Annotated in this window: 19 protein-coding genes, 2 tRNA genes and 1 riboswitch; of the genes, 13 read left to right on the plus strand and 8 right to left on the minus strand. The window is 38.6% G+C overall.

The features are described 5' to 3' along the window. Window positions 1-41: 41 nt before the first annotated feature. A complete protein-coding gene (locus H4K35_RS00225) occupies window positions 42-749 on the minus strand; it encodes a tRNA1(Val) (adenine(37)-N6)-methyltransferase (protein WP_182625386.1) in 708 nt (235 codons plus the stop codon). 205 nt (window positions 750-954) lie between these two features. On the opposite strand from H4K35_RS00225, the gene H4K35_RS00230 reads away from it, so the two are divergent. Further along, the gene (locus H4K35_RS00230) at window positions 955-1,419 is read left to right on the plus strand and encodes a hypothetical protein (protein WP_182625387.1); all 465 of its coding nucleotides are present in this window, start codon (window positions 955-957) and stop codon (window positions 1,417-1,419) included. Window positions 1,420-1,423: 4 nt separating this feature from the next. Beyond that, window positions 1,424-1,624, plus strand: coding sequence for a helix-turn-helix transcriptional regulator (locus H4K35_RS00235; protein ID WP_182625388.1), 201 nt, complete (start codon window positions 1,424-1,426; stop codon window positions 1,622-1,624). A gap of 44 nt (window positions 1,625-1,668) precedes the next feature. Here H4K35_RS00235 and H4K35_RS00240 read toward each other — a convergent pair whose 3' ends face one another. The 4 genes from H4K35_RS00240 to H4K35_RS00255 form a co-directional block, all read right to left on the minus strand. Next, window positions 1,669-2,199, minus strand: a complete 531-nt coding sequence (locus H4K35_RS00240; RefSeq protein WP_182625389.1) for an adenylate kinase — start codon at window positions 2,197-2,199, stop codon at window positions 1,669-1,671. A gap of 100 nt (window positions 2,200-2,299) precedes the next feature. Next, entirely contained in the window at window positions 2,300-2,995 is a 696-nt protein-coding gene (locus tag H4K35_RS00245; protein WP_182625390.1) for a DUF1003 domain-containing protein, read from the minus strand. A 211-nt stretch (window positions 2,996-3,206) separates the two neighbouring features. Then, window positions 3,207-3,737 (minus strand): ribosome maturation factor RimM, encoded by a 531-nt coding sequence (gene rimM, locus H4K35_RS00250; RefSeq protein WP_182625391.1) that lies wholly within the window; start codon window positions 3,735-3,737, stop codon window positions 3,207-3,209. Between the two features lie 12 nt (window positions 3,738-3,749). Next, complete coding sequence (locus tag H4K35_RS00255; protein ID WP_182625392.1) at window positions 3,750-4,274, minus strand: 30S ribosomal protein S16; 525 nt, start codon at window positions 4,272-4,274, stop codon at window positions 3,750-3,752. A gap of 533 nt (window positions 4,275-4,807) precedes the next feature. Here H4K35_RS00255 and H4K35_RS00260 point away from each other — a divergent pair. Together H4K35_RS00260 and dnaE are read left to right on the plus strand one after the other, a co-directional pair. After that, window positions 4,808-5,404: a DUF6252 family protein gene (locus H4K35_RS00260; protein ID WP_182625393.1), complete on the plus strand. Its 597-nt coding sequence runs from the start codon at window positions 4,808-4,810 to the stop codon at window positions 5,402-5,404. A 117-nt stretch (window positions 5,405-5,521) separates the two neighbouring features. Next, on the plus strand, window positions 5,522-10,063 hold the full coding sequence (dnaE, locus tag H4K35_RS00265) for a DNA polymerase III subunit alpha (RefSeq protein WP_182625394.1): 4,542 nt from the start codon (window positions 5,522-5,524) through the stop codon (window positions 10,061-10,063). Between the two features lie 51 nt (window positions 10,064-10,114). On the opposite strand, the gene H4K35_RS00270 is transcribed toward dnaE, so the two are convergent. Further along, window positions 10,115-10,624, minus strand: a complete 510-nt coding sequence (locus H4K35_RS00270) for a MepB family protein (protein WP_182625395.1) — start codon at window positions 10,622-10,624, stop codon at window positions 10,115-10,117. 238 nt (window positions 10,625-10,862) lie between these two features. Here H4K35_RS00270 and trxA point away from each other — a divergent pair, with 238 nt between their 5' ends. The 8 genes from trxA to H4K35_RS00310 all read left to right on the plus strand — a co-directional run bounded on the left by trxA (window position 10,863) and on the right by H4K35_RS00310 (window position 18,761). Then, window positions 10,863-11,180, plus strand: a complete 318-nt coding sequence (trxA, locus tag H4K35_RS00275; RefSeq protein ID WP_158961697.1) for a thioredoxin — start codon at window positions 10,863-10,865, stop codon at window positions 11,178-11,180. Between the two features lie 378 nt (window positions 11,181-11,558). Continuing rightward, window positions 11,559-11,632: transfer RNA gene (locus tag H4K35_RS00280), tRNA-Asp, on the plus strand. Between the two features lie 113 nt (window positions 11,633-11,745). Then, window positions 11,746-11,822: transfer RNA gene (locus H4K35_RS00285), tRNA-Asp, on the plus strand. 209 nt (window positions 11,823-12,031) lie between these two features. Further along, a riboswitch (cobalamin riboswitch) is annotated at window positions 12,032-12,213 on the plus strand. 102 nt (window positions 12,214-12,315) lie between these two features. Then, a complete protein-coding gene (locus tag H4K35_RS00290; protein WP_220497634.1) occupies window positions 12,316-14,388 on the plus strand; it encodes a TonB-dependent receptor in 2,073 nt (690 codons plus the stop codon). 4 nt (window positions 14,389-14,392) lie between these two features. Continuing rightward, window positions 14,393-15,571: a YncE family protein gene (locus H4K35_RS00295; protein WP_182625396.1), complete on the plus strand. Its 1,179-nt coding sequence runs from the start codon at window positions 14,393-14,395 to the stop codon at window positions 15,569-15,571. A gap of 1 nt (window position 15,572) precedes the next feature. Next, window positions 15,573-16,502, plus strand: a complete 930-nt coding sequence (locus H4K35_RS00300; RefSeq protein WP_182625397.1) for a PKD domain-containing protein — start codon at window positions 15,573-15,575, stop codon at window positions 16,500-16,502. 26 nt (window positions 16,503-16,528) lie between these two features. Beyond that, window positions 16,529-17,626: a DUF4465 domain-containing protein gene (locus tag H4K35_RS00305; RefSeq protein WP_182625398.1), complete on the plus strand. Its 1,098-nt coding sequence runs from the start codon at window positions 16,529-16,531 to the stop codon at window positions 17,624-17,626. Between the two features lie 262 nt (window positions 17,627-17,888). Further along, the gene (locus H4K35_RS00310; RefSeq protein WP_182625791.1) at window positions 17,889-18,761 is read left to right on the plus strand and encodes a DMT family transporter; all 873 of its coding nucleotides are present in this window, start codon (window positions 17,889-17,891) and stop codon (window positions 18,759-18,761) included. Here H4K35_RS00310 and H4K35_RS00315 read toward each other — a convergent pair. After that, complete coding sequence (locus H4K35_RS00315) at window positions 18,753-19,259, minus strand: DUF456 domain-containing protein (protein WP_182625399.1); 507 nt, start codon at window positions 19,257-19,259, stop codon at window positions 18,753-18,755. The two genes, H4K35_RS00310 and H4K35_RS00315, sit on opposite strands and share 9 nt — an antisense overlap. A 51-nt stretch (window positions 19,260-19,310) precedes the next feature. Between H4K35_RS00315 and H4K35_RS00320 the strand changes: the two genes are divergently transcribed. Further along, window positions 19,311-19,790: a hypothetical protein gene (locus tag H4K35_RS00320; protein ID WP_182625400.1), complete on the plus strand. Its 480-nt coding sequence runs from the start codon at window positions 19,311-19,313 to the stop codon at window positions 19,788-19,790. A 94-nt stretch (window positions 19,791-19,884) separates the two neighbouring features. On the opposite strand, the gene H4K35_RS00325 is transcribed toward H4K35_RS00320, so the two are convergent. Beyond that, complete coding sequence (locus H4K35_RS00325; protein ID WP_182625401.1) at window positions 19,885-20,823, minus strand: hypothetical protein; 939 nt, start codon at window positions 20,821-20,823, stop codon at window positions 19,885-19,887. Window positions 20,824-20,855 lie beyond the last annotated feature (32 nt).

A 20,855-nucleotide genomic window follows, 5' to 3' on the forward strand; every position in this document is an offset into this window, starting at 1 on the left:
CTATAAAATAATTTGATTTACAGGTATAAAAACTTGTAATACTATAATTTTAGATAAAAATTCTGCACTAGGGTGGTAAATTCAGGGGTGTAACAGTGTCTTTTTTCTTCTAATACCAACTCATTTAGAGGAATTTTCTCTATGCGCTTTCTTGAAAATGCAAGTAAACTGCGTTTTATCTCACTGCTAGGTGTTCCTTTAACACGAGTGACCTGCATAGGGTAGATATCAAACTCCGCAGCAAGGTACATGATGCGTTCTTCTTCTTTAGAAGGAATGATCAAACTAAATATGCCCTCTTCGGATAAAAAGTACTCCACTGCTTCGATGAGTAACTCAAAGGGAAGTGCTTCTTGAAAACGCGCTTGATCTCTTTTTTCATCTGGTGTATGGTAATCTTCGCTATAAAAAGGAGGATTGGAAACAATTAGATCGTAGGTTTCATCCATACCATTGGCAAAATCCTCTAATCCTGCGTGATAGCAGAATAAACGATCCCCCCACGGGCTATTCTCAAAGTTGTCAGTGGCTTGTTCATGGGCATCTGCATCAATTTCTACGCCGTCAATTTGTTCCGCATTAGTGCGTTGTGCGAGCATTAAGGCAATTAACCCTGTACCCGTACCAATATCTAAAATTTTAGTTGGGTTGTGATCTATGGGAGTCCAAGCACCTAATAGTACACCATCCGTACCTACTTTCATGGCGCATTTGTCTTGGTGTATCGTGAATTGTTTGAATTGAAACATAAGGATAAGTATAATTTCGATCCCTCAAAAGTACAAAAAATGCAGGTGTCGTGGCTTGACTTTTCCTTTACTCCTCCGCATTTGTTGTTGATTTAGTACGATTGAGGTATTTTTAAATGTAAAGAATGCAAGTCTAAATGTAAAGTATTTCTTACATAATGAAAAGTTTTTATTACATTTGAGTTCACTTTATAATCAGAAAACGATGGAGACAAAATTTTTATTACCTCACGCTTGTAAGAAGTTTGGTTGGATCTTACTAATCCTGAGTGGGCTTGTTTGGTTGTATTTACAACTGACAGGTCAAGAGGAACTTCCTTTTTTAGAAACTTCGGTGTTTAGTATAGCGGGGAGTTATTTTTTTGGGGATAAGACGGCCTTTTTCACCGTAATCAAGGCGAATATTACGACTACATTGATTGGTAGCTTATTTTTACTTGGCGGGTTGGGCGTTGCTTTTTCAAAGGAAAAAATAGAAGATGAATTTATTGCTAAATTGCGATTGGAATCGTTTCAATGGTCTTTTTTGATCAACTATATTTTGTTGTTTTTGGCCTTTGTCTTGATTTACGGTTTTGATTTTTTTTATGTCATGATCTACAATATGTTCACCATGTTGATTTTGTTCATTTTCCGTTTTCACTATTTAGTAGTGCGCCATAAAAAATAATGCAATGAAGAATACGTTAAAGGTACACCGTGCCATTAAAAATATAACCCAAGAGGAATTAGCCACTATTATTTCAGTGACTAGACAAACGATCAATGCCATGGAGAAGAATAAATACGTTCCTTCTACGGTGTTAGCGTTAAAGTTGGCGCGTTATTTTGAGGTAGCTGTTGAAGAGTTGTTTCAATTGGAAGAGACGGATTAATCATAGGTAGAAACATCCAATGTTTTAGGTTAACACAATAGCCATTACAAGCCCCATTGCTTGTAATAGTTGCGTAAACTGGCAAAAGATGTCATTCGAATGCAAGGAACACCACTGTTAACAATGAGTTGTTGATACTTGGTTTTATTCTTGGGAATGTGAAATAGAATGTGTCGGATCATTTTAAAACTAAACTGTGTGGTGGCACCTTCGAGGTTGCCTGCGCGGTTTTTGTTGTTTTCTAAGCTGCGTTTGGTATAGCGGTAAACTGAATCCCAACGAGAAAAATCCAACCAAAGAATCACGGTCGCTCGGGCAAAGCGCTCCGGCATCAAATAGCTGTAGTTTCCTTCGATAACCCAGCAGTCATGGTGATCGAGAAAATTTTGATGATCGATGCGCATCAGTTCTTTGTCTCGAGGTTGCCAATCCGTATGAGGGAGATGGGCAATTTGATCCAAATGACAAATTGCAAGACCAAGTTTACGTCCTAGTGCCTGTGCTAAGGTCGATTTTCCTGCTGCACTGTTGCCTATAATACAGATGCGACTTCCTAAAATTTCTAGATTATTCATGTTTTTTCGTTTGGTTTTCTGTTTGCTTTGTGCGCGGTTTGTTGTTCGTTCGAAAAGCGTCCAAAGCCCAAATCGAGCAAGGAGTCAACCACACACAAAACTAGCCTTTCTTTTTGATTTCCTTCATCAAATCTTCCAAATAGTCTACTTGAACTTCCTGTATTTCCAGTAGTTTTTTGTTTTGGTGAACCAACAAATGGTCAATTTTTTCGCTGAGTAATTTGATTTCTAATTCTGCTTTTAGGTTGATTTTATAATCCTGTTCCCCTCGTTGTCGGTCTTTCTGTTCTTGTCTGTTCTGACTCATCATAATAATAGGCGCTTGGATGGCAGCTAGACAAGAGAGTATGAGATTTAGCAGGATAAATGGATAAGGGTCAAAGGGTTTAACTGTGAAGACCCAAATATTGATGGCCATCCAAATAAGTAGGAAGGTAAAAAATGTGAGGATAAAGGTCCAACTACCACCAAAAGCAGCAACTTTATCTGCTATTTTTTGCCCCAGTGTTAACTTCGTTTCCATGTCTTCCTGTATATTTTCAGAGAGAATGGAGTTATTCTTTATGGCCTGCATGACATCTTGATCGAGGTGAGCTAGTTCCCCTTTTTCTTGTAGGATGAGTTCCGCTAGATACAAACGTCGGTATCGGTTTAACTCACCTAAGGTGATGTACTCTTCTTTTGTAAAAGAAGGATAATCGCGTTGAATCAGCTCAAAAATACTTTTTCGAATATCCTTAGCTCGAATCTCTTCGCCAGGATTAATAGTGAGTTTACTGAGTGCACTTATTTTCATGATCTTTTATTTTGTTGGTTGTGCTGGTGAATCTCTACTTGACAAGGAAGGGGGACATTGAACTAAATGTACAAAAAAACAAAATACAATTATCTTCCCAATGAGCAAACCGTATAATGAGCAAACCGTTTATTGACCAATCTGCGCAAAAAAAAAACACCTATAAAGAAAAGCTTCCTTTATAGGTGTTTGATACTATCAACGGTAAAAATTAATTACCTAAATACAAGTCCACTAAACCAGCGGGTATATTTAGTATTAATTTTTTGTTTTCTCGATCTACTTCTTCGATTAATTGATCAATCATGGGTACTAATATTTCGGTCCCTTGGTGATCAATTTCGAATAGGGCTTGGTAATTGCTATCGTTAATACGGACTAAAGTTCCAACAGGACCTAAAGTGATATCTACTACTTCAAAACCTTCCACTTCGTGATAATAGAACTTATTTCCTTCTAGTTTGGGCAATAAGTTCAGGGGCAAATACAATTCCGATCCTATGAGGCGATCTGCTTCTTCTTCCGAATTACAGTCTTCAAACTTGACTCTTAGGAAATCGTTTTTGTGCAAAAAAGCATCTTCAATAAAAAAAGGAACCAGTTGTCCGTTAAAGTCAACGAACACTGATTCCAAATTTTCGTATAACTCAGGTTCATCTGTGTCTAAATAGACCAAAAGTTCCCCCTTGAAGCTAAATTTTTTTGCGACTTTGCCTAAATAGAAACAATCTTTTTTACGCATATCGCCAAGAAATTATGCTTGAGTTTCTTCGTTATTTTCTTCAGTTGCTTCTTCAGTTTCTACAGCAGGTGCAGACTCAGCAGCAGCTTTAGCTACGTTAGCAGCAGCGCGTTTAGCGTTAGCTTCTTTTTCAGCAGCGATTTTTTGTGCTTTATCAGCCGCTTTAGAAGATGTTAAACCATCTTTTTTCGCGTTGATTTTGTTTGCTTTCTCTTCTAACCAAGCTGCAAATTTAGCATCTGCTTGTTCTTGAGTTAAAGCACCTTTGTTCACTCCACCTTGTAAGTGGTGTTTCAATAAAGCACCTTTGTAAGAAAGTAATGTTCTAGCAGTATCCGTTGGTTGCGCACCATTGAATAACCATTTAACAGCTGAATCTACGTTTAACTCAACAGTTGCAGGGTTAGTGTTTGGATTGTAAGTACCGATTTTCTCTAAGTATTTACCATCTCTTTTAGCGCGTGAATCAGCAGCTACTACCCAGTAAAAAGGTTTCCCTTTTTTACCGTGTCTTTGTAATCTAATTTTTACAGACATAATAATTTGTTTTGTTTGAGGTACCCGACCTCGGTTAAAAATTTGCGCAAATATACTAACTTTTTTAATGCAATGCGGTAATTAAATGCAAAAAAATCTCTTTTTAGACGATTGGTTTTTAGGTGATTATCTATATTTCTACAAAATATCTAGTGCATGCGTTTTTAAATTAGGAGTCATATTGGTTAAAATTTTAGACCTAATCTTTTGTATTTTTGCTATAGCGCGTGATGAATCTCACTTTCTTTGGGTAAGATACCCCAAGTCTAAGAGGAGGAAATAGGACAAGAATGCACGACTATTTTTGTGGGATTGAAGCAAACGAAAAAGGGAGGAAGAAACCATATTATATTATCTTTTTCTCAATAAAAGTTAATTCTCAGTGGCACAAGCAATAACATTGATTTTGTATTTTAAGGAAACGCAAAAAATAGTTTGACTTCAAAGTTAAAGTTTTATTAAAAAAATTTTTTTATGAACAATAAAAAATATATTTTTGCGATGTATATATATCACTAATAGGTTAGTATAGTATGAGAAAGATAATAGGAATATTTGCTTTGGCTCTTGGATTTATGGCGTGTGAAAATGATGTTAAATTTTCTGACCCAGGCATGCACGCAACAATGACGTTAGAAGCAATAACGGATACAGCTAGAATACACGGAAACCCTTATAATCATTTTGCGGAATATAAGCCCCAAAGTTTTAAAGCGTATGTAGTGAATGATAAGACGTTGATTATTGATGCTAAGACAGATTCTACTCAATTGAGAATTTATTTGCCAGATTATGAATTTGGTGCAAAATACGAGTTTAACGCTACAGATAACATCAAGGCAGATTATTTAGTATTCAATGACTTTGAGAAAATCAAAGCGTTTTATTCTACGGATGCATTATCATTAATAGATAATAAACCAGTGAATCGCCCAGGATATGTAATTCTTGATTCGGCTGATAAACAAGTACCGGGAACAATCTCAGGAACATTTTTTATTAATATGAATGCGGCACAATTGCCAGAAAATGAACTTGGAGTAGATGGTACACTTGTAAAGCGTTATGTGGATAGAAAAGCATTCGACGCTGGTGTTTTCTACAGAATTCCATTAGAAAAAGGAAAATAGAGATTTGTAAATTTATTTATATTGAGAAAAGTCGCTTACCAAGTAAGCGGCTTTTTTTGTACCTTTGAAATTGTTACAAATCTTCCCTTTTTTGGGTTAATAAGCTATAAATCAAGTATGTATTTAATTTTTGATACGGAAACCACTGGGCTTCCGAAGAGTTGGTCTGCTCCTTTAACGGATACTGATAACTGGCCACGTTGTGTGCAAATCGCATGGCAGTTACACGATGATATGGGACGACTTGTTGAACATCAAGATTATCTGATTAAACCAAAAGGATTTAATATTCCTTATGATTCGGAACGTATCCACGGAATCTCTACAGAATTAGCAGAAGAACAAGGAATCGACTTGGAAGAAGCATTGGCTAAATTCAATATTGCCTTGTCCAAAGCTCGTTTTATTGTCGGACAAAATATTGGTTTTGACGTCAACATCATGGGCTGTGAATTCTATCGCATGGGGGTGGGTAGTACCCTCACAGAAATGCCTGTGTTAGATACTTGTACGGAAGTTACAGCCGAAATGCTGAAACTACCTGGAGGACGTGGTGGTCGCTATAAACTGCCAACCCTTACTGAATTACACACCTATCTGTTTGGTGATGCGTTTGCGGAAGCACATAATGCAACCGCTGACGTGGAGGCAACTACCCGTTGTTTTCTTGAATTGATTAAACGCCATACCTTCTCCAAAGAAGAATTGCAATGCGACGATACGTATATCGATCGCTATACAGCTTTTAATCCCCAACCTTTTCAACCGGTAGGACTAAAGCATATCAACCTAAAAAAAGCCTCTGACGAAATTAGAGCGCGCCTAGCTAAATCGCAAGGGAGTGCTACAGAAAAGATTTCCTCAGAAGAGCGTTTGAAATTTCAAGAGGCAAAATTTGCTCATCTACACGTACACACTCAATTCTCAGTGCTGCAATCAACCATTGGAATTCCAAATTTGGTCAAAAAAGCAGGAGAGATGAACCTCTCGGCTATTGCCATGACGGATCACGGTAATATGATGGGGGCCTTTCACTTTGTAATGGCGGTAAATAACCACAACAAGGGTATTGAAGCGCAGAACAAAGAGCGTTTAGAACAGGGTGAACAACCCTTGCCTTTATTAACACCTATTGTTGGCTGTGAATTTTTTATTAACGAAAATCACCTTGATCGCACTAAAAAAGACAATGGGTATCAAGTGGTACTCTTGGCTAAAAATAAAAACGGCTACCACAATTTAGCAAAGATGGCTTCTATCGCCTATACTAACGGATTCTATTATGTACCGCGCATTGATAAAAGTGTGGTGGAACAATATAAAGAAGATGTGATGGTGCTTACTGGAAACTTATTTGGAGAGATTCCAGGAAAGATTTTGAATGTGGGAGAGCGCCAAGCCGAAGAGGCATTATTGTGGTGGAAAGAGCAGTTTGGTGCAGATCTGTATATCGAACTCATGCGCCACGGTCAAGAAGATGAGAATCGGGTCAATCAAGTATTGATTGAATTTGCTCGCAAGCACAACATCAAAATGGTAGCGACTAATAACGCTTACTACTTAGATAAAAAAGACGCCAATGCCCACGATATTTTATTGTGTGTTAAAGATGGTGAAAAACAAAGTACACCGATTGGTAGAGGGAGAGGATATCGCTACGGATTGCCTAATCAAGAGTACTACTTCAAATCGGAAGAAGAAATGAAAAAATTGTTTGCGGATATACCCGAAGCAATTTACAATATACAAGAAGTTGTCGATAAAGTAGAGCCTTTTGTGTTGCATCGCGATGTACTACTTCCTAAATTCGACATTCCTGAAGAATTCCAAGATGCGCGTGACCTAGAAGGAGATGGTGAGGGAAAACGAGGGGAAAATAACTATTTAAAATACCTGACTTACGAGGGGGCAAAACGCCGTTATCCAGAAGTGACGGAGGCTATACGCGAGCGTTTAGACTTTGAGTTGGCAACTATTGAGCGCACGGGATATCCAGGGTATTTCTTAATTGTACAAGACTTTATCGCTGCCGCTCGTCAAATGGGGGTTTCTGTGGGACCTGGTCGTGGATCTGCTGCAGGATCTGCTGTAGCCTATTGTTTGGGAATTACCAATTTAGATCCGATTGAGTACGATTTGCTTTTTGAGCGTTTCTTAAACCCTGACCGTGTTTCCATGCCCGATATTGATATCGACTTCGATGACGAAGGACGTAGTAAGGTAATGGATTACGTTATTGATAAATATGGGTCTAATCAAGTGGCGCAAATTATTACCTATGGAAAGATGGCAACTAAGTCTGCCATCCGAGATACGGCACGTGTGTTGGATCTACCTCTTTTTGAGGCTGATCGTATTGCGAAGTTAATCCCTGGGATGATGCCCTCCAAATGGAATCTCGCGCGTTTTTTATCGGAGAGTGAGGATGTAATTAAAGGCGTATTGCGAAGTGAGGAGTTTGACAAAGTAAAAGAATTGATCGCCTTAGCTAAAGAAGATTCACTAGCCGCAGAAACGATTCAACAAGCGAAGATATTAGAAGGATCTATGCGAAATACTGGTATACACGCCTGTGGAGTGATCATTACCCCCGACGATATTACTAAATTCGTACCTGTAACCGTAGCTAAAGACTCCGAGTTATATGTTACCCAATTTGACAACTCCGTAGCAGAGAGCGCAGGATTGCTCAAGATGGACTTCTTAGGGTTGAAAACCCTGACGTTGATTAAAGACACCATTAAGTTGGTTAAATATAGAACGGGAATTGATATTGATCCAGATTTAATTCCAATTGATGACGAAAAGACGTATGAACTCTTCCAACGAGGGGAAACCATTGGAGTGTTCCAATACGAATCGGCGGGGATGCAAAAATACATGCGTGAACTGAAACCTACGGTTTTTGCGGATTTGATTGCAATGAACGCCTTGTATCGTCCAGGGCCTTTGGAGTATATCCCTTCCTTTATTCGTCGAAAAAATGGAGAAGAACCTATTGTGTACGATTTGGATGCCTGCGAGGAGTACTTACAGGAGACCTATGGAATTACCGTATACCAAGAGCAGGTGATGTTGCTATCGCAAAAATTAGCGGGATTCACTAAAGGTGAGGCCGACGTTTTGCGTAAGGCAATGGGTAAAAAACAAAAGGATGTCTTAGATAAAATGAAACCTAAGTTTGTGGATCAAGCGGCACAAAAAGGACATGATCCTGTTGTGTTAGAAAAGATTTGGAAAGACTGGGAAGCTTTTGCATCTTATGCATTTAACAAGTCACACTCAACCTGCTATGCTTGGATTGCCTATCAGACGGCTTATCTGAAAGCACATTATCCCGCAGAATACATGGCAGCTGTGCTGTCTAATAATATGAATGATATCAAGCAAGTTACCTTCTTTATGGAGGAGTGTAAACGCATGGGATTGCACGTATTAGGACCCGATGTTAATGAGTCGTTTTATAAGTTTACGGTAAACAACGAATATGCGATTCGATTTGGGATGGGAGCTATAAAAGGCGTTGGACAAGGAGCGGTAAAAACAATTGTCGATAATCGTGCAAACGGCCGTTATCGCTCTATTTTTGACTTAGCGAAGAAAATTGATTTGAGAGCAGCCAATAAAAAAGCATTTGAAAACTTAGCGCTTGCTGGAGGATTCGACTGTTTTGAAAATACACATCGCGCTCAATATTTCTATACTGATCCAACGGATCCCAATACATTCCTGGAGAAAGCAATCAAGTATGGAGCTAAAACCCAAGAAAGCGAAAATTCAGCACAAGTGAGTTTATTTGGGGATAGCAGTGAGGTGCAAATCCCTGAACCCCTATTACCAGCTTGTGAAGAATGGAGTACGATGGAAAAATTAGCCAAAGAGAAAGAGGTGGTGGGAATCTATATTTCAGGACACCCGCTAGATGACTTCCGCTTTGAATTGAAAAGCTTTTGTAATGTACGTGTGGAAGAATTGGCGCGTTTAGAGAATTTTACAGGACGCGTGGTGAGTTTTGGAGGAATGATTAGCGATGTTCAATTTAGAACTTCGGCAAAAGGGAAGGACTGGGCTGCCTTTACGATTGAAGGATATGATGAGTCTTTTGAATTTCGCTTGTTTAACGAAGAATTTTTAAAGTTCAGGCATTTTCTGTTGATCAATACTTTCGTGTTTGTACGCGTACAAGTAAACGAAGGTTGGATTCGAAAAGATACAGGTGAACGCGGTGAACCTCGTTTACAATTTATGGAAATGAAATTACTACACGAAGTTATTCCGTCTTTTGCTAAACAGTTAATCGTGCAAATGAATGTGAAGGAATTGAGTGAGCGTAAGTTGAATGAAATTAAGGCAACACTGGATAAATACAATGGGGATAAACAAGTGTTCTTTGATATATACGAATTGGAAAAAGTAGCCATAGAGGAAGACAGTAAGCCAATACCGATACCAACTCTTCCTATATCAATGAATGAGGATGGCGAAGTTAGTGAGGATATGATGGTTGAAGAGGAGATGGCTTTCGAATTTGAAGAGAAAAAAGAAGAATTTAGAGTCGTTAACCGCATTGAGATGTCGAGTAGAAACAGTCGCATTACCATTAGTGCAGATCTTCTCGAAGAGTTAGAACGCCAGCAAATTATGTTTAAATTGAATTAACTCATCTTATATAGTAAAAACGCCTTGTTGTTGCAACAACAAGGCGTTTTTTTATTTTGTGTCAGCTAAGCGTAAAATAGATTGAGCAAGAGCCTGTGTTTGATTATTCCATGCTGTGAGCGATATAAAATACTGCTGTTGCCATTGTTGTGTTTTTAAGGCTTGTTTGCTTGTCGGTGTATCCCAAGAAGGATAGACGCGAAATCCTCGTTTTCCTTCCTTTGCATCCGTAGTTATGATACCGTGTTGTTCCAATACAGCCTTGGGGAAAATAAAACATCCGCTTTGATGCTGATCCTCCGTTAAAATGATGAAAAAATCAATAGTATCCGCTGTACTAAAAGGCGCTGTAATCCCTGCTTCATTGCGTTTCCATACCGTTACAAACTGACCAATTTTCTTAGGTGTAATTTTTGCTTTGCGATAAATAATGCGATGAGAGGCGATGGTACAGCTACAACCAGAATACTCTTGACATTCGGGATCTATGGCATAAGTAGTACATACTATATTCAGTCGTTGGAGTAAAAGTTTGTCCAGTGTTTGTAATTCGTCAGGCATTTTTTTGTAAAAGTAGTAAAAAATAGGTTTTACTATATAAGGTATAAAAATGTATAAGCAATGGAGTAGTGGAGTCCAATAAAGCAAAAACAGAGGAAGTGGCAATTTGAGAGTTTAAATAAACAAAGAAAAAGAATCGGCTTTGTAAATTCACAAATAGATAAAATTGATTAAAAAGGATGAGGTAAGTATAATAATTTTAGTAGTTTTGTCTTATAACGTAAAAAAAAGTATTACCATGGCATTAGAAATAACAGACGCTACATTTGAAGAAGTAGTATTAAAATCAGACAAACCCGTTTTAGTAGATTTTTGGGCGGTATGGTGTGGACCATGTAAGATGTTAGCTCCAGTTGTATCTGAGTTAAGTGCAGATTTCGAAGGAAAAGCAGTAGTAGGAAAAGTTGACGTAGACAACAATCAAGAATTTGCTTCTAAATATGGAATCCGCAACATCCCTACAGTATTAGTATTCAAAAATGGAGAAGTTGTAGGCCGTCAAGTAGGAGTTGCTCCTAAAAAAGCATACGAAGATTTAATCAACGAAGCGTTATAAGTCGACTTTGAACGATTAAAAAAATAAAAAAAACAGTGATAAATCATTTTATCACTGTTTTTTTTTGTGTCTCTACTCCATTTTTTGTTGGATCTACGTATAAAATAAGAAGAAAAAAGGTGAGGAGATGCATAAAAAAAATGAAATATAGGGTGGATTAGGAACGAATGGGAGCGAGTGGAGAAGGTGAAAAGCAGGTTTAGAATCAAAAACGCGTCAATAATTAAAAAAAAAAGTTCTTTTTTTTTCGTCTTTTAGTTTGTTGAAACTCAGGTGTATTCTGGATTTGATGAAAAAAAGATGATTTTTTTTTACTGCTAGATTTGGAAGTGTAGAAAATGGTCGTATATTTGCACCGCATTACAGCAATAAAGACAAGGTTTGGTAGTTCAGTTGGTTAGAATACATGCCTGTCACGCATGGGGTCGCGGGTTCGAGTCCCGTCCAGACCGCAAAGCTCAAGAGAAATTTGAGTAAGCGAAAAAGATAAAGAAAAAAATATTTTTCTTTGTGGTTTTTAAAAAAAGTCTATCTTTGTCGCTGTAATGATTTTATGGTTAATACTGGTTTGGTAGTTCAGTTGGTTAGAATACATGCCTGTCACGCATGGGGTCGCGGGTTCGAGTCCCGTCCAGACCGCCAGTAAAAAAGAAGCCTCTCATTTCGTGGGAGGCTTTTTTTGCCCTCTAATAATCACTGATTATTAGGTTGTAAAATTTAGTTGTGTTGTTAAGTGCGCAAGCACTAGGTTTAGTAGTTAGACCAATGAAAAGCTTTCCTGAAATTCACGGAGAGCTTTTTTGTTTTATAGGAAACCCATATCCGCCTACCGTTTGCTTTTTTAGCTATATTTGCACCAAGAATAAAATGGTTTATCTGAAGAGATAATCAAAAGGGAATGGAGTGAAAATCTCCAACAGGCCCGCTGCTGTAAGCTCAATGGTTTAGCAAGCCTAGTTGTCCACTGTTGTTTAATGGGAAGGACGCTTGTTAAGAGTAAGTCAGAATACCTGCCATTTTAGGATTTGTTTTATGTTTTCGATGCCAAGACAATAAACGCAGTAGAACAGTTTTACTTGTAATACAAGTAAAGCCTTTGCATGCGTCTGTGTAAGCTTGTAAAAGTATTAGAAGTATGCGTATATCACCTGTTTCTGTTCTATTAGGATGTTTGGGAAGTCTCTATGTTCATTTGGGGTTTGCTCAACAGCCTGCTGATAGTATAACGGCATTGAAAGAAATTGTCGTCCACAAAGAAATCCCCATCGACCTTATCCCTCCACAAACCTTAACAGCAACTTCTTTGGAACGGTTAAGCCAAGCAAGTGTTGCCGATGCCTTGCGGTATTTCGCAGGGGTAAAGGTCAAAGACTACGGCGGTATGGGAGGTATGAAAACCGTAGATGTTCGAAACATGGGGACCCATCATGTTGGGGTGTATTACAATGGTATTCAAGTAGGGAATGCGCAGAATGGAATTGTTGATTTGGGCAAATTTACCTTGGAAAATGTAGAACAAATCGACTTGTATAATGGACAACGCACAACAGTACTGCAATCAGCACGGGAATTTGCTTCAGCCTCAGCAGTTTACATCCAAACCAAACGACCTGTTTTTGAAGAAAACGAAAATGCACACGCCTATGTGAAGTATACCCTAGGCTCCATTCAATGGGTTAATCCCTCCGCAGGACTAGAACTAAAGATTAACGATAAAGTGAGTACGAGTATTCACGCCTCTTATCTCCATTCAAACGGAGTGTATAAATTCAGGCAAAAGCGATTAAATCTCGATGGATCAATTGCCTATGACCTCAGTAGTTATCGAAAGAATAGTGGTATTGAATCCTACCGCATTGAAAACAATTGGTTTGGCAAAGACCACCGCAATACGTGGCAGGCATTAGTCTATTACTACCAATCCCAACGCGAACTCCCTAGTGCAATTATCAAGAAAAGTGATATTACCCTTCAAACAGAACGCGCAAATGAACAACAAGGAGATAAGAATCTACTCATGCAAGCGGAATGGACCAGCAGCGTATCACCTGCGTATCAGTTCATCGTCAAAGGAAAATTTGCCTATGATCAACTGCATTATACCTCGAGAAAAACCGTTGATTTTGAAGGGGAAGAAGTAACGTACAACCCCCAATTTGACAATACGTATCACCAGCAAGAGTGGTATTTGTCAGCTGCTCATGCCGTTGCACTAACACCTTCTTGGAAGGTGGCTTTGGCAACAGATGCACAGTATAATATAGTAAGAGCTACACGACTAGGGCAAGGCTCTCCTTTTTCAGATCCTGAACGCTATTCTTTTTATTCCGCTTTATCGACTACCTATACCCATGGAGCCTTTAAGGCCCAAGCAGCTGTACTCGGTAGTTTTATAAAAGAGAAAGCACAATATCATGCCCCTGCGGCTGATCGGTCGTTTATAACTCCTTCGGTTTTTGTCAACTATCAACCTTGGCACGATCGAGAATTTACTCTACATGCTTTTTATAAGCACACGTATCGACTGCCCTCTTTTACCGATTTATATTATACCCAAGTGGGAACGGCAAACGTAAAACCAGAATATGTTCGTCAGGTCAATGTAGGTTTTTCTCACCAGCAACCTTTGTCTTTAGGATCCTGGAAAGCCGTGAGTGTTTCACTTGATGCATACTATGCCCGTGTTACTGATAAGATTATCGCTTCTCCTACTTCAAGTATGATGAGGTGGATGATGTCGAATTTGGGCAAAGTAGAAAATTATGGACTAGAGGGACAGATTCAATCGCTTTGGGAGCCCTTGGCAGGTGTCAAAGCACAGGTTGGGTTAACCTATGAATATACGGTTGCTAGAGATCTCAGTGTACTTCCCGCAGGAAAACCCTCCTATTACGGCGATCAGATTCCCTATGCGCCTTGGCACTCAGCTTCCTCTATTGTTGGTGTAGATTATCGCAATTGGAGCTTGAATTACAGCTTTATCTATGTAGGAAAACGCTATAATGGCAACAAAAATAACAACAAACGAAATGAATTACAACCGTGGTATACCCATGATGTTGCACTACAAAAGCAAGTGAAATGGAAGGATTGCCAACTAACTTTTCGCTTAGAAGCAAATAATCTAGCCAATCAGCACTATGAAGTTGTAACTAATTTTCCCATGCCAGGAAGAAATTTTCGCTTATCCATGCGCTTAGCTATTTAATGAAATGAGAGTATTTGTTTTTTTATTACTAGGACTTAGCTTGCTTTGTAGCAGTTGTCGAAAGGAAGAATTAATCTTCGTTTCGGATAGCTCTGTCGTATCCATTCCTGTTCTAGTAGAAGAGTATCAGGGATTTTATTTGTTGAATGAGGGAAATATGGGGATGAACCGTGCAACTATTGACTGGTTTGACTATGAGCAAGGGGTGTATACCCGCGATATTTTCTCAGAACGCAACCCAACACTGCCCCGTGAATTAGGAGATGTAGGAAATGATCTTAAAATCTATGGCAAAAAAGCCTATGCTACTATCAATGCCTCCAATTTTGTAGAAGTTTTTGATGTAGCAACAGCTAAACATATCAAGCAAATTCACGTTCCCAATTGCCGATACCTAACTTTTGATCAGGGCAAGGTGTACGTGAGTTCTTTTTCTGGGAAAATAGAAGTTGATCCCAATGCCGAAATTGGCTTTGTAGCAGAGATTGATACTGTTTCTCTAACGATTACCCGAAAAGTGAATGTGGGTTATCAACCAGAGGAAATGGCGGTATACCGCAATAAATTATATGTGGCAAACTCAGGAGGCTATCGTGAACCCAATTATGATACGACAGTTTCTGTGGTGGACTTAACCACTTTTACGGAGATAAAAAAAATAGAAGTAGCACCAAATTTACACCGTATGCAGGTAGATAAAAACGGCGATGTATATGTTAGCGCACGTGGAAATTACAACGATATCTCTCCTAGCTTGTATGTGATTGACTCAGCAGTGGATCAAGTCAAACAAAAATTAGACATACCCGTAGCAAACATGACTATTGATGATGCTATTTTATATTATTATACAGCTAATTATCAGACAGGTGGGGGGAAGACAACGTCTTATGGGATGTTAGATATCCATACAAAACAACTAATCCGAACTTCAATAAGTACGGATGGAACAGATCAACAGCTGTTTATGCCTTATGGTATTGCAGTTAATCCTGAATCAAAAGATATTTTCATAACAGATGCACAAGACTATATAGGTAATGGCTATGTGTATTGTTATTCTGCGGAAGGATTGTTGAAGTGGAAAGCAATGTCAGGCAATGTACCAGCACATATAGCATTTGTTAAGAAAGATAGTTGGAGGAACAAACAAGAAATTAGGAAAGATAAAAAGGATAAATAAAATGAAAAATATAAAAAGAAATAGTGGAATAGCAATGTTAGCCAGTATTGCGATCGTTGCTTTCAACAGCTGTTCGAGTGATACTACTTCACAGCCAGATGATCCAAAGGTATACAAAGCAAATGTTACTAAAGTATTGGAATATGCGCCTGCGTTTGGCCAATTTGTTAATACACTACCGCCATATGAAGAAGGTGATACGGTTGAAAGCATGAGAATCAAGGCAGAAAAAGCTTTACAAAATAATGCTGTTATTACGCTAGGAGGGTTTGGCGGTTATGTTGTTTTTGGTTTTGATCATACCATAGCCAATATTCCTGGAAAACGCGATGTTAGAATTCTAGGCAATGCATTTGCCAATAATGCTGAGCCTGGTGTAATTTTAGTGGCCTATGACGCAAATAAAAATGGGATTCCCGATGAGGAAGAATGGTTTGAAATTGCAGGAAGTGAACATGAGAAAGGAAGCGTTCAATCAGGGTATGAAATTGTGTATTACAGACCTGCTAAAGCACTTGATGATAGCCAAGAAGAAATAGAACAATACATCCAATGGGAAGATAACCTCGGGAATAAAGGATGGAAAAAGAAAAATAGTTTCCACCATCAAAGCTATTATCCTCAATGGGTAACCTCGGATGTTTTGCGATTCAAAGGTACCCTATTGCCCGCTAATGCAACAAAGGTGAATGAAACCGAATCGGGATGGAAGTTACAACCTTTTGCTTGGGGCTATGCTGATAATTATCCCAATAAACATGAGGGATCAACAATAGATATTGACTGGGCAGTTGACAAAAACGGAAACAAAGCCAACCTCCCAGGTATAGATTTTATCAAAGTCTACACAGGACTTAATCAAGAAGCAGGTTGGTTGGGTGAAACATCAACCGAAGTAGGTGGCGCTATCGACTTACATCTTGACGAATAATACGAATAACACTTATACATATAAATATGAAAAAACAATTAGTTAGAATTAGTACCTTATTGGTTTTAGGGTTGAGCTTTTCAGCCATTACACTCACAAGCTGTTCAAATGACGATAGTAGTGTATATAATATTAACGTTGATAAAGGTCGATTAACGGCAGTTACCTTTGAAGAAACTGTAATCGATCCAGGAATTACTATTGAAGGAGCCTCTTATTCTTGGTTTGATCATACAACCAATACCAGACTATCTAATGAGGCTGTCTTACGCCATGCGTTTACTACGCCAGGGGAGCACCAAGTTTCAATAAAAATAGAAAAAGGCAGCCAAATTGAGTTTTACACCTATTATGTAGATGTTGCAAAATCTGCTAATTATGACCACATCCGTTTAGATCTTTCTGCTTTTGATTTAAGTGAAGGGATCGAAACAACAGGAGGGAAAATTTGGAAAGAAACTTTTACAGAGGATGCTCCATTAGCCTCTTCGATTTTCTCGTTCAGTCATAATGCTATGACAGACTGGAATGTATGGTACGGATTTACAGTATCAAATAGTTCGGATAACACCAACCATGCGGATAGTGAAGGAGGATGGATTAAAAACCAATGGGGATCTATGGCTCAAGGTGGAGTAGCAGGAAAGGGAAAACCGTTTTTAGTAGCCTATGCCGATCATAAACCTGATCCGAGCGTATTACAACCAGGAGCAGAAATCGATGTGGAGAATTTCAGTTCAGTGGTTGCGTTAGATAATGAAAACAGATATCAAGCGGTTAGTACTGCAATTGCCCTAAGTCCATGGAGCTATTATGGTATTGCGGAAGGAGATGATTTTGCGACAAAATTTGAAGCAGGAGATTCTTTTGCACTTAAAGTATATGGAGTAGGAGCGGATATGAAGTTAACCTCGGCAGAACCAGTAACTCATTATTTGGTCGATTTTAGAAATGGAGTTCAAGCAATTGATAAGGGCTGGAAAACAGTAGATTTATCTTCATTAGGTGAAGTGAAATACTTATTGTTTTTCTTGGAAACAACAGATGTAAATGCACAGGGATATGCCAATACGGCCCTGTATTTTACTATGGATAGACTTACAGTTAATCCTATTTTAAATTAAGGAATACTTATTCAATACTAAAAAAGCCTTACAAGATTTCTTGTAAGGCTTTTTTGTTTGGGATTTACAGCTAAAGTAATAAGTGATTCTAAAAAAATGCAGCGTGATAAGATTGTATTTTTAATGCTTTAAGCGGTAAACGATGTATCAAGCCTTTGAAGGAGGAATGAACAATAGAAAAAAGAAATAAGAAAGAATAAAAGCGTGGATTTAACCCAAAAATCGGCGTATTTTGCAGCGCAAATTTAAAGTGTATAGTCTGATGGGATCAAAGCCTAGAATAGCCTTATTTATTGGGATTTTGTGTATTTCTATTTTTCCGGTGTTGGTCAAGATGGCTCTTGTTCCGGGATTAATTTCTGCCTTTTATCGCATGGCAATTGCTGCTTTATTCATCGTTCCCTATGCCTTATTGACCAAAAAACTCAAAGTGTACGATCGCAAAACAATGACGTTGATTGTTTTGTGTGGGATGTGCTTTGGATTGGATATTGGTGTGTGGAATATCGCTATCCAAGGATCTACCGCTACACAAGCAACTCTATTGGGTAATTTAGCTCCTGTGTGGGTGGGAATAGGTAGCTACTTCTTCCTCCAGATCAAACCTTCTGTTAATTTTTGGATTGGAACGGTACTCGCCTTAATCGGCATGGTAACGCTTGTTGGTGTTGAGGTATTTGTCAATCTATCGTTTGATATCCCCTTTCTCTTTAGTATTCTATCTGGATTGCTTTATGCTACGTATATTTTGATGAGTAAGAAAGTCTTGGAGCAAGTAGAAGTGGTTCCTTTTATGTCGTATAGCATTCTAGTATCGACGATTTTCCTTGCTCTTCTAAACTTCGTGATGGGATCAGCTTTTACTGGTTTTTCTACAGAAGGATGGATGACCTTAGTTGTACAAGGGATTGTCTGTCAACTATTGGCGTGGTTACTTATTAGTTATGCGACGCAAAATATGCGTGCAACTCGCGTGTCACTCAGCTTGTTAAGTCAAGCATTAGTTGCCGCCTTGTTGGCATGGTATTTCTTAGACGAGGCTATTTCCCTACAAATGATTGCAGGAGGATGTATTATTTTATTGGGAATTGCACTTACTTTTGTCAATAAACCATTAATTGGCCGATCAGATTAAAACGGCTGCGGAGAACTTTTGAACTAGTAACACAATCCCCCATATAAGCAACACAAGGCCAAAAACCACTTTTAAAAAGGTGGAGGCTAAGAAACCAATAAACGAACCAATAGCAGCTTTTAAGGCACGTGAAATATCTCGACTGTCATAGAGAAGTTCGCCAATCAAAGCCCCTAGAAATGGACCTATAATAAAGCCTAAAGGGATAGGTGTAATCAAGCCGAGAACTAATCCAATATTCGTGCCCCATACCCCATAGGTACTGCCGCCAAATCGCTTAGTTCCCTGAGCGGGAATGACGTAATCCAAGACGGAAATCACAACGGTAACCACTAAACTGCCCCACAAGGCTAGACTGCTGATTTCCATGCCCTCAACAAAAGACAAGCACAAAATACCCAACCAACTCACCGGTGGCCCTGGTAAGGCAGGAAGTACACTGCCAATTATTCCGCCAATTAATAGTAAAAAACCTAAGATTAATAAGAAATAGTCCATCTCTTTTTTTTTTGTATTTTTGATTAACTAAAATTACAACAATATTGTTTCATGAAACCGAGTTGGATAGTTTTCTTTTTTCCCGTTTTATTCACTTCTTGTCAGTGGATGTCCTCCCGACTTCCCGATGAGCAACAATTGCTTGAAGAAGAATTGAATAAAATTGATTGGACTAAAGTCGACCTCTATCCCAGCGTAGCAAGTTGTGATTCTATTTTTGATGAAGAAACCCGCAAAGAGTGTTTCTTTACCTATGTTACTCAAGAGCTCGAGGCCAACCTTCACCTAGATACCCTTCGCGGTACCTTTGCCCATATGGATACCCTAAACGTACTCGTTACTATACAACCCGATGCCCGTGTTTCTTTGGCTTTATACCAAGTGAATGACAGCCTTAAACAACAGGTGAACAGCGTAGATAGCCTCTTGCAAGAAAAGAGTAAAATCTTTCAAAACCTTTCTCCAGCAATGAAAAGAGGTGTTCCCGTTACCAGCCAATTCGTATTGCCTTTGGTCTTACACAAACAATAAGCAGATGAAGCTATTTTGTCTGTGATCCTGCTATTTGTATCAAAGCTAAAACCTTATTGCGCAAATAAATTCCTACCATACGACATGAGTCAATCTATTTTTTTACGCTAAACGTCAGCACGAAAAAACTACCTATGGAAATTGGTAGAACTATGTTCAACAACCAAATCAAGGTAGCAACTAAAGCAACAACCCATTGGTTGACATCCAATGCTGTAAAAATAAATAGGGCAATACTGCCTTTTACTGCAAATTCTAAAAACTGAAAATTGGGCAAAGAAGAGGCTAATAGATAAATAGCAGCTACTGCACATAGTAGATCAAAGTAGGGGATATCAACGTCAAAGAGATAGTATAGAATGACGTATTGATGGGTAAAAGAAGCATAGCGCAACAGTGCGAGAAAAAGGTTTTTTCGATGTATCCCTTTCGGAATCTCTCGAAGCATCTGAACAACAGTCTGAATGGAATATCCCTTGATGCTCAAATGACGCAGGGAGAAGATCAGCAAAAGAAGAGCCAATGCAATGCCATATAGAATCCACAAGTAGTAGGGCGGGATAAAATGATGGGTATAGTTGAGTATCGTTAAGCCTAGTAAACCAAATAAAATCGCGTAAATTACTTGTACACCGTTACACAGCATATTGAGAAAAATAACTCGGCCAGTATCTTTTTTGGGAAAGTAAAGCGCCTTACCTGCATATTCTCCAATACCATTAGGAGTGAAAATTCCCAGTGTCAACGCACTCAGTACCTGTTTCGTCGCTTGCCCAACACTGATGGGGTGAATCAACGAAGCTAGATTTTGCCACTTTAGGATTTCGACAAAGCGATTGGAAAAAGTTAAAAAAAGTAAAGCAAGTATAGCCCAAGTATGCTGAGGATTAACAAAAACTTCTTTGAGCAAAGCCAAATCTAACGTATTGTCACTTGACAGTTTGTTATAGATATAATAAAAAGCGCTACTTACGACAATTATCTTAAGTAGAAGTACAAGGAATTGCTTAGTTTTGTTGGATATAATTTTCATCAACACAAAGTAAATCATATTTTTTGGGTTGG

The sequence above is a fragment of the Myroides sp. NP-2 genome (assembly GCF_014145665.1).
GTDB lineage: Bacteria > Bacteroidota > Bacteroidia > Flavobacteriales > Flavobacteriaceae > Flavobacterium.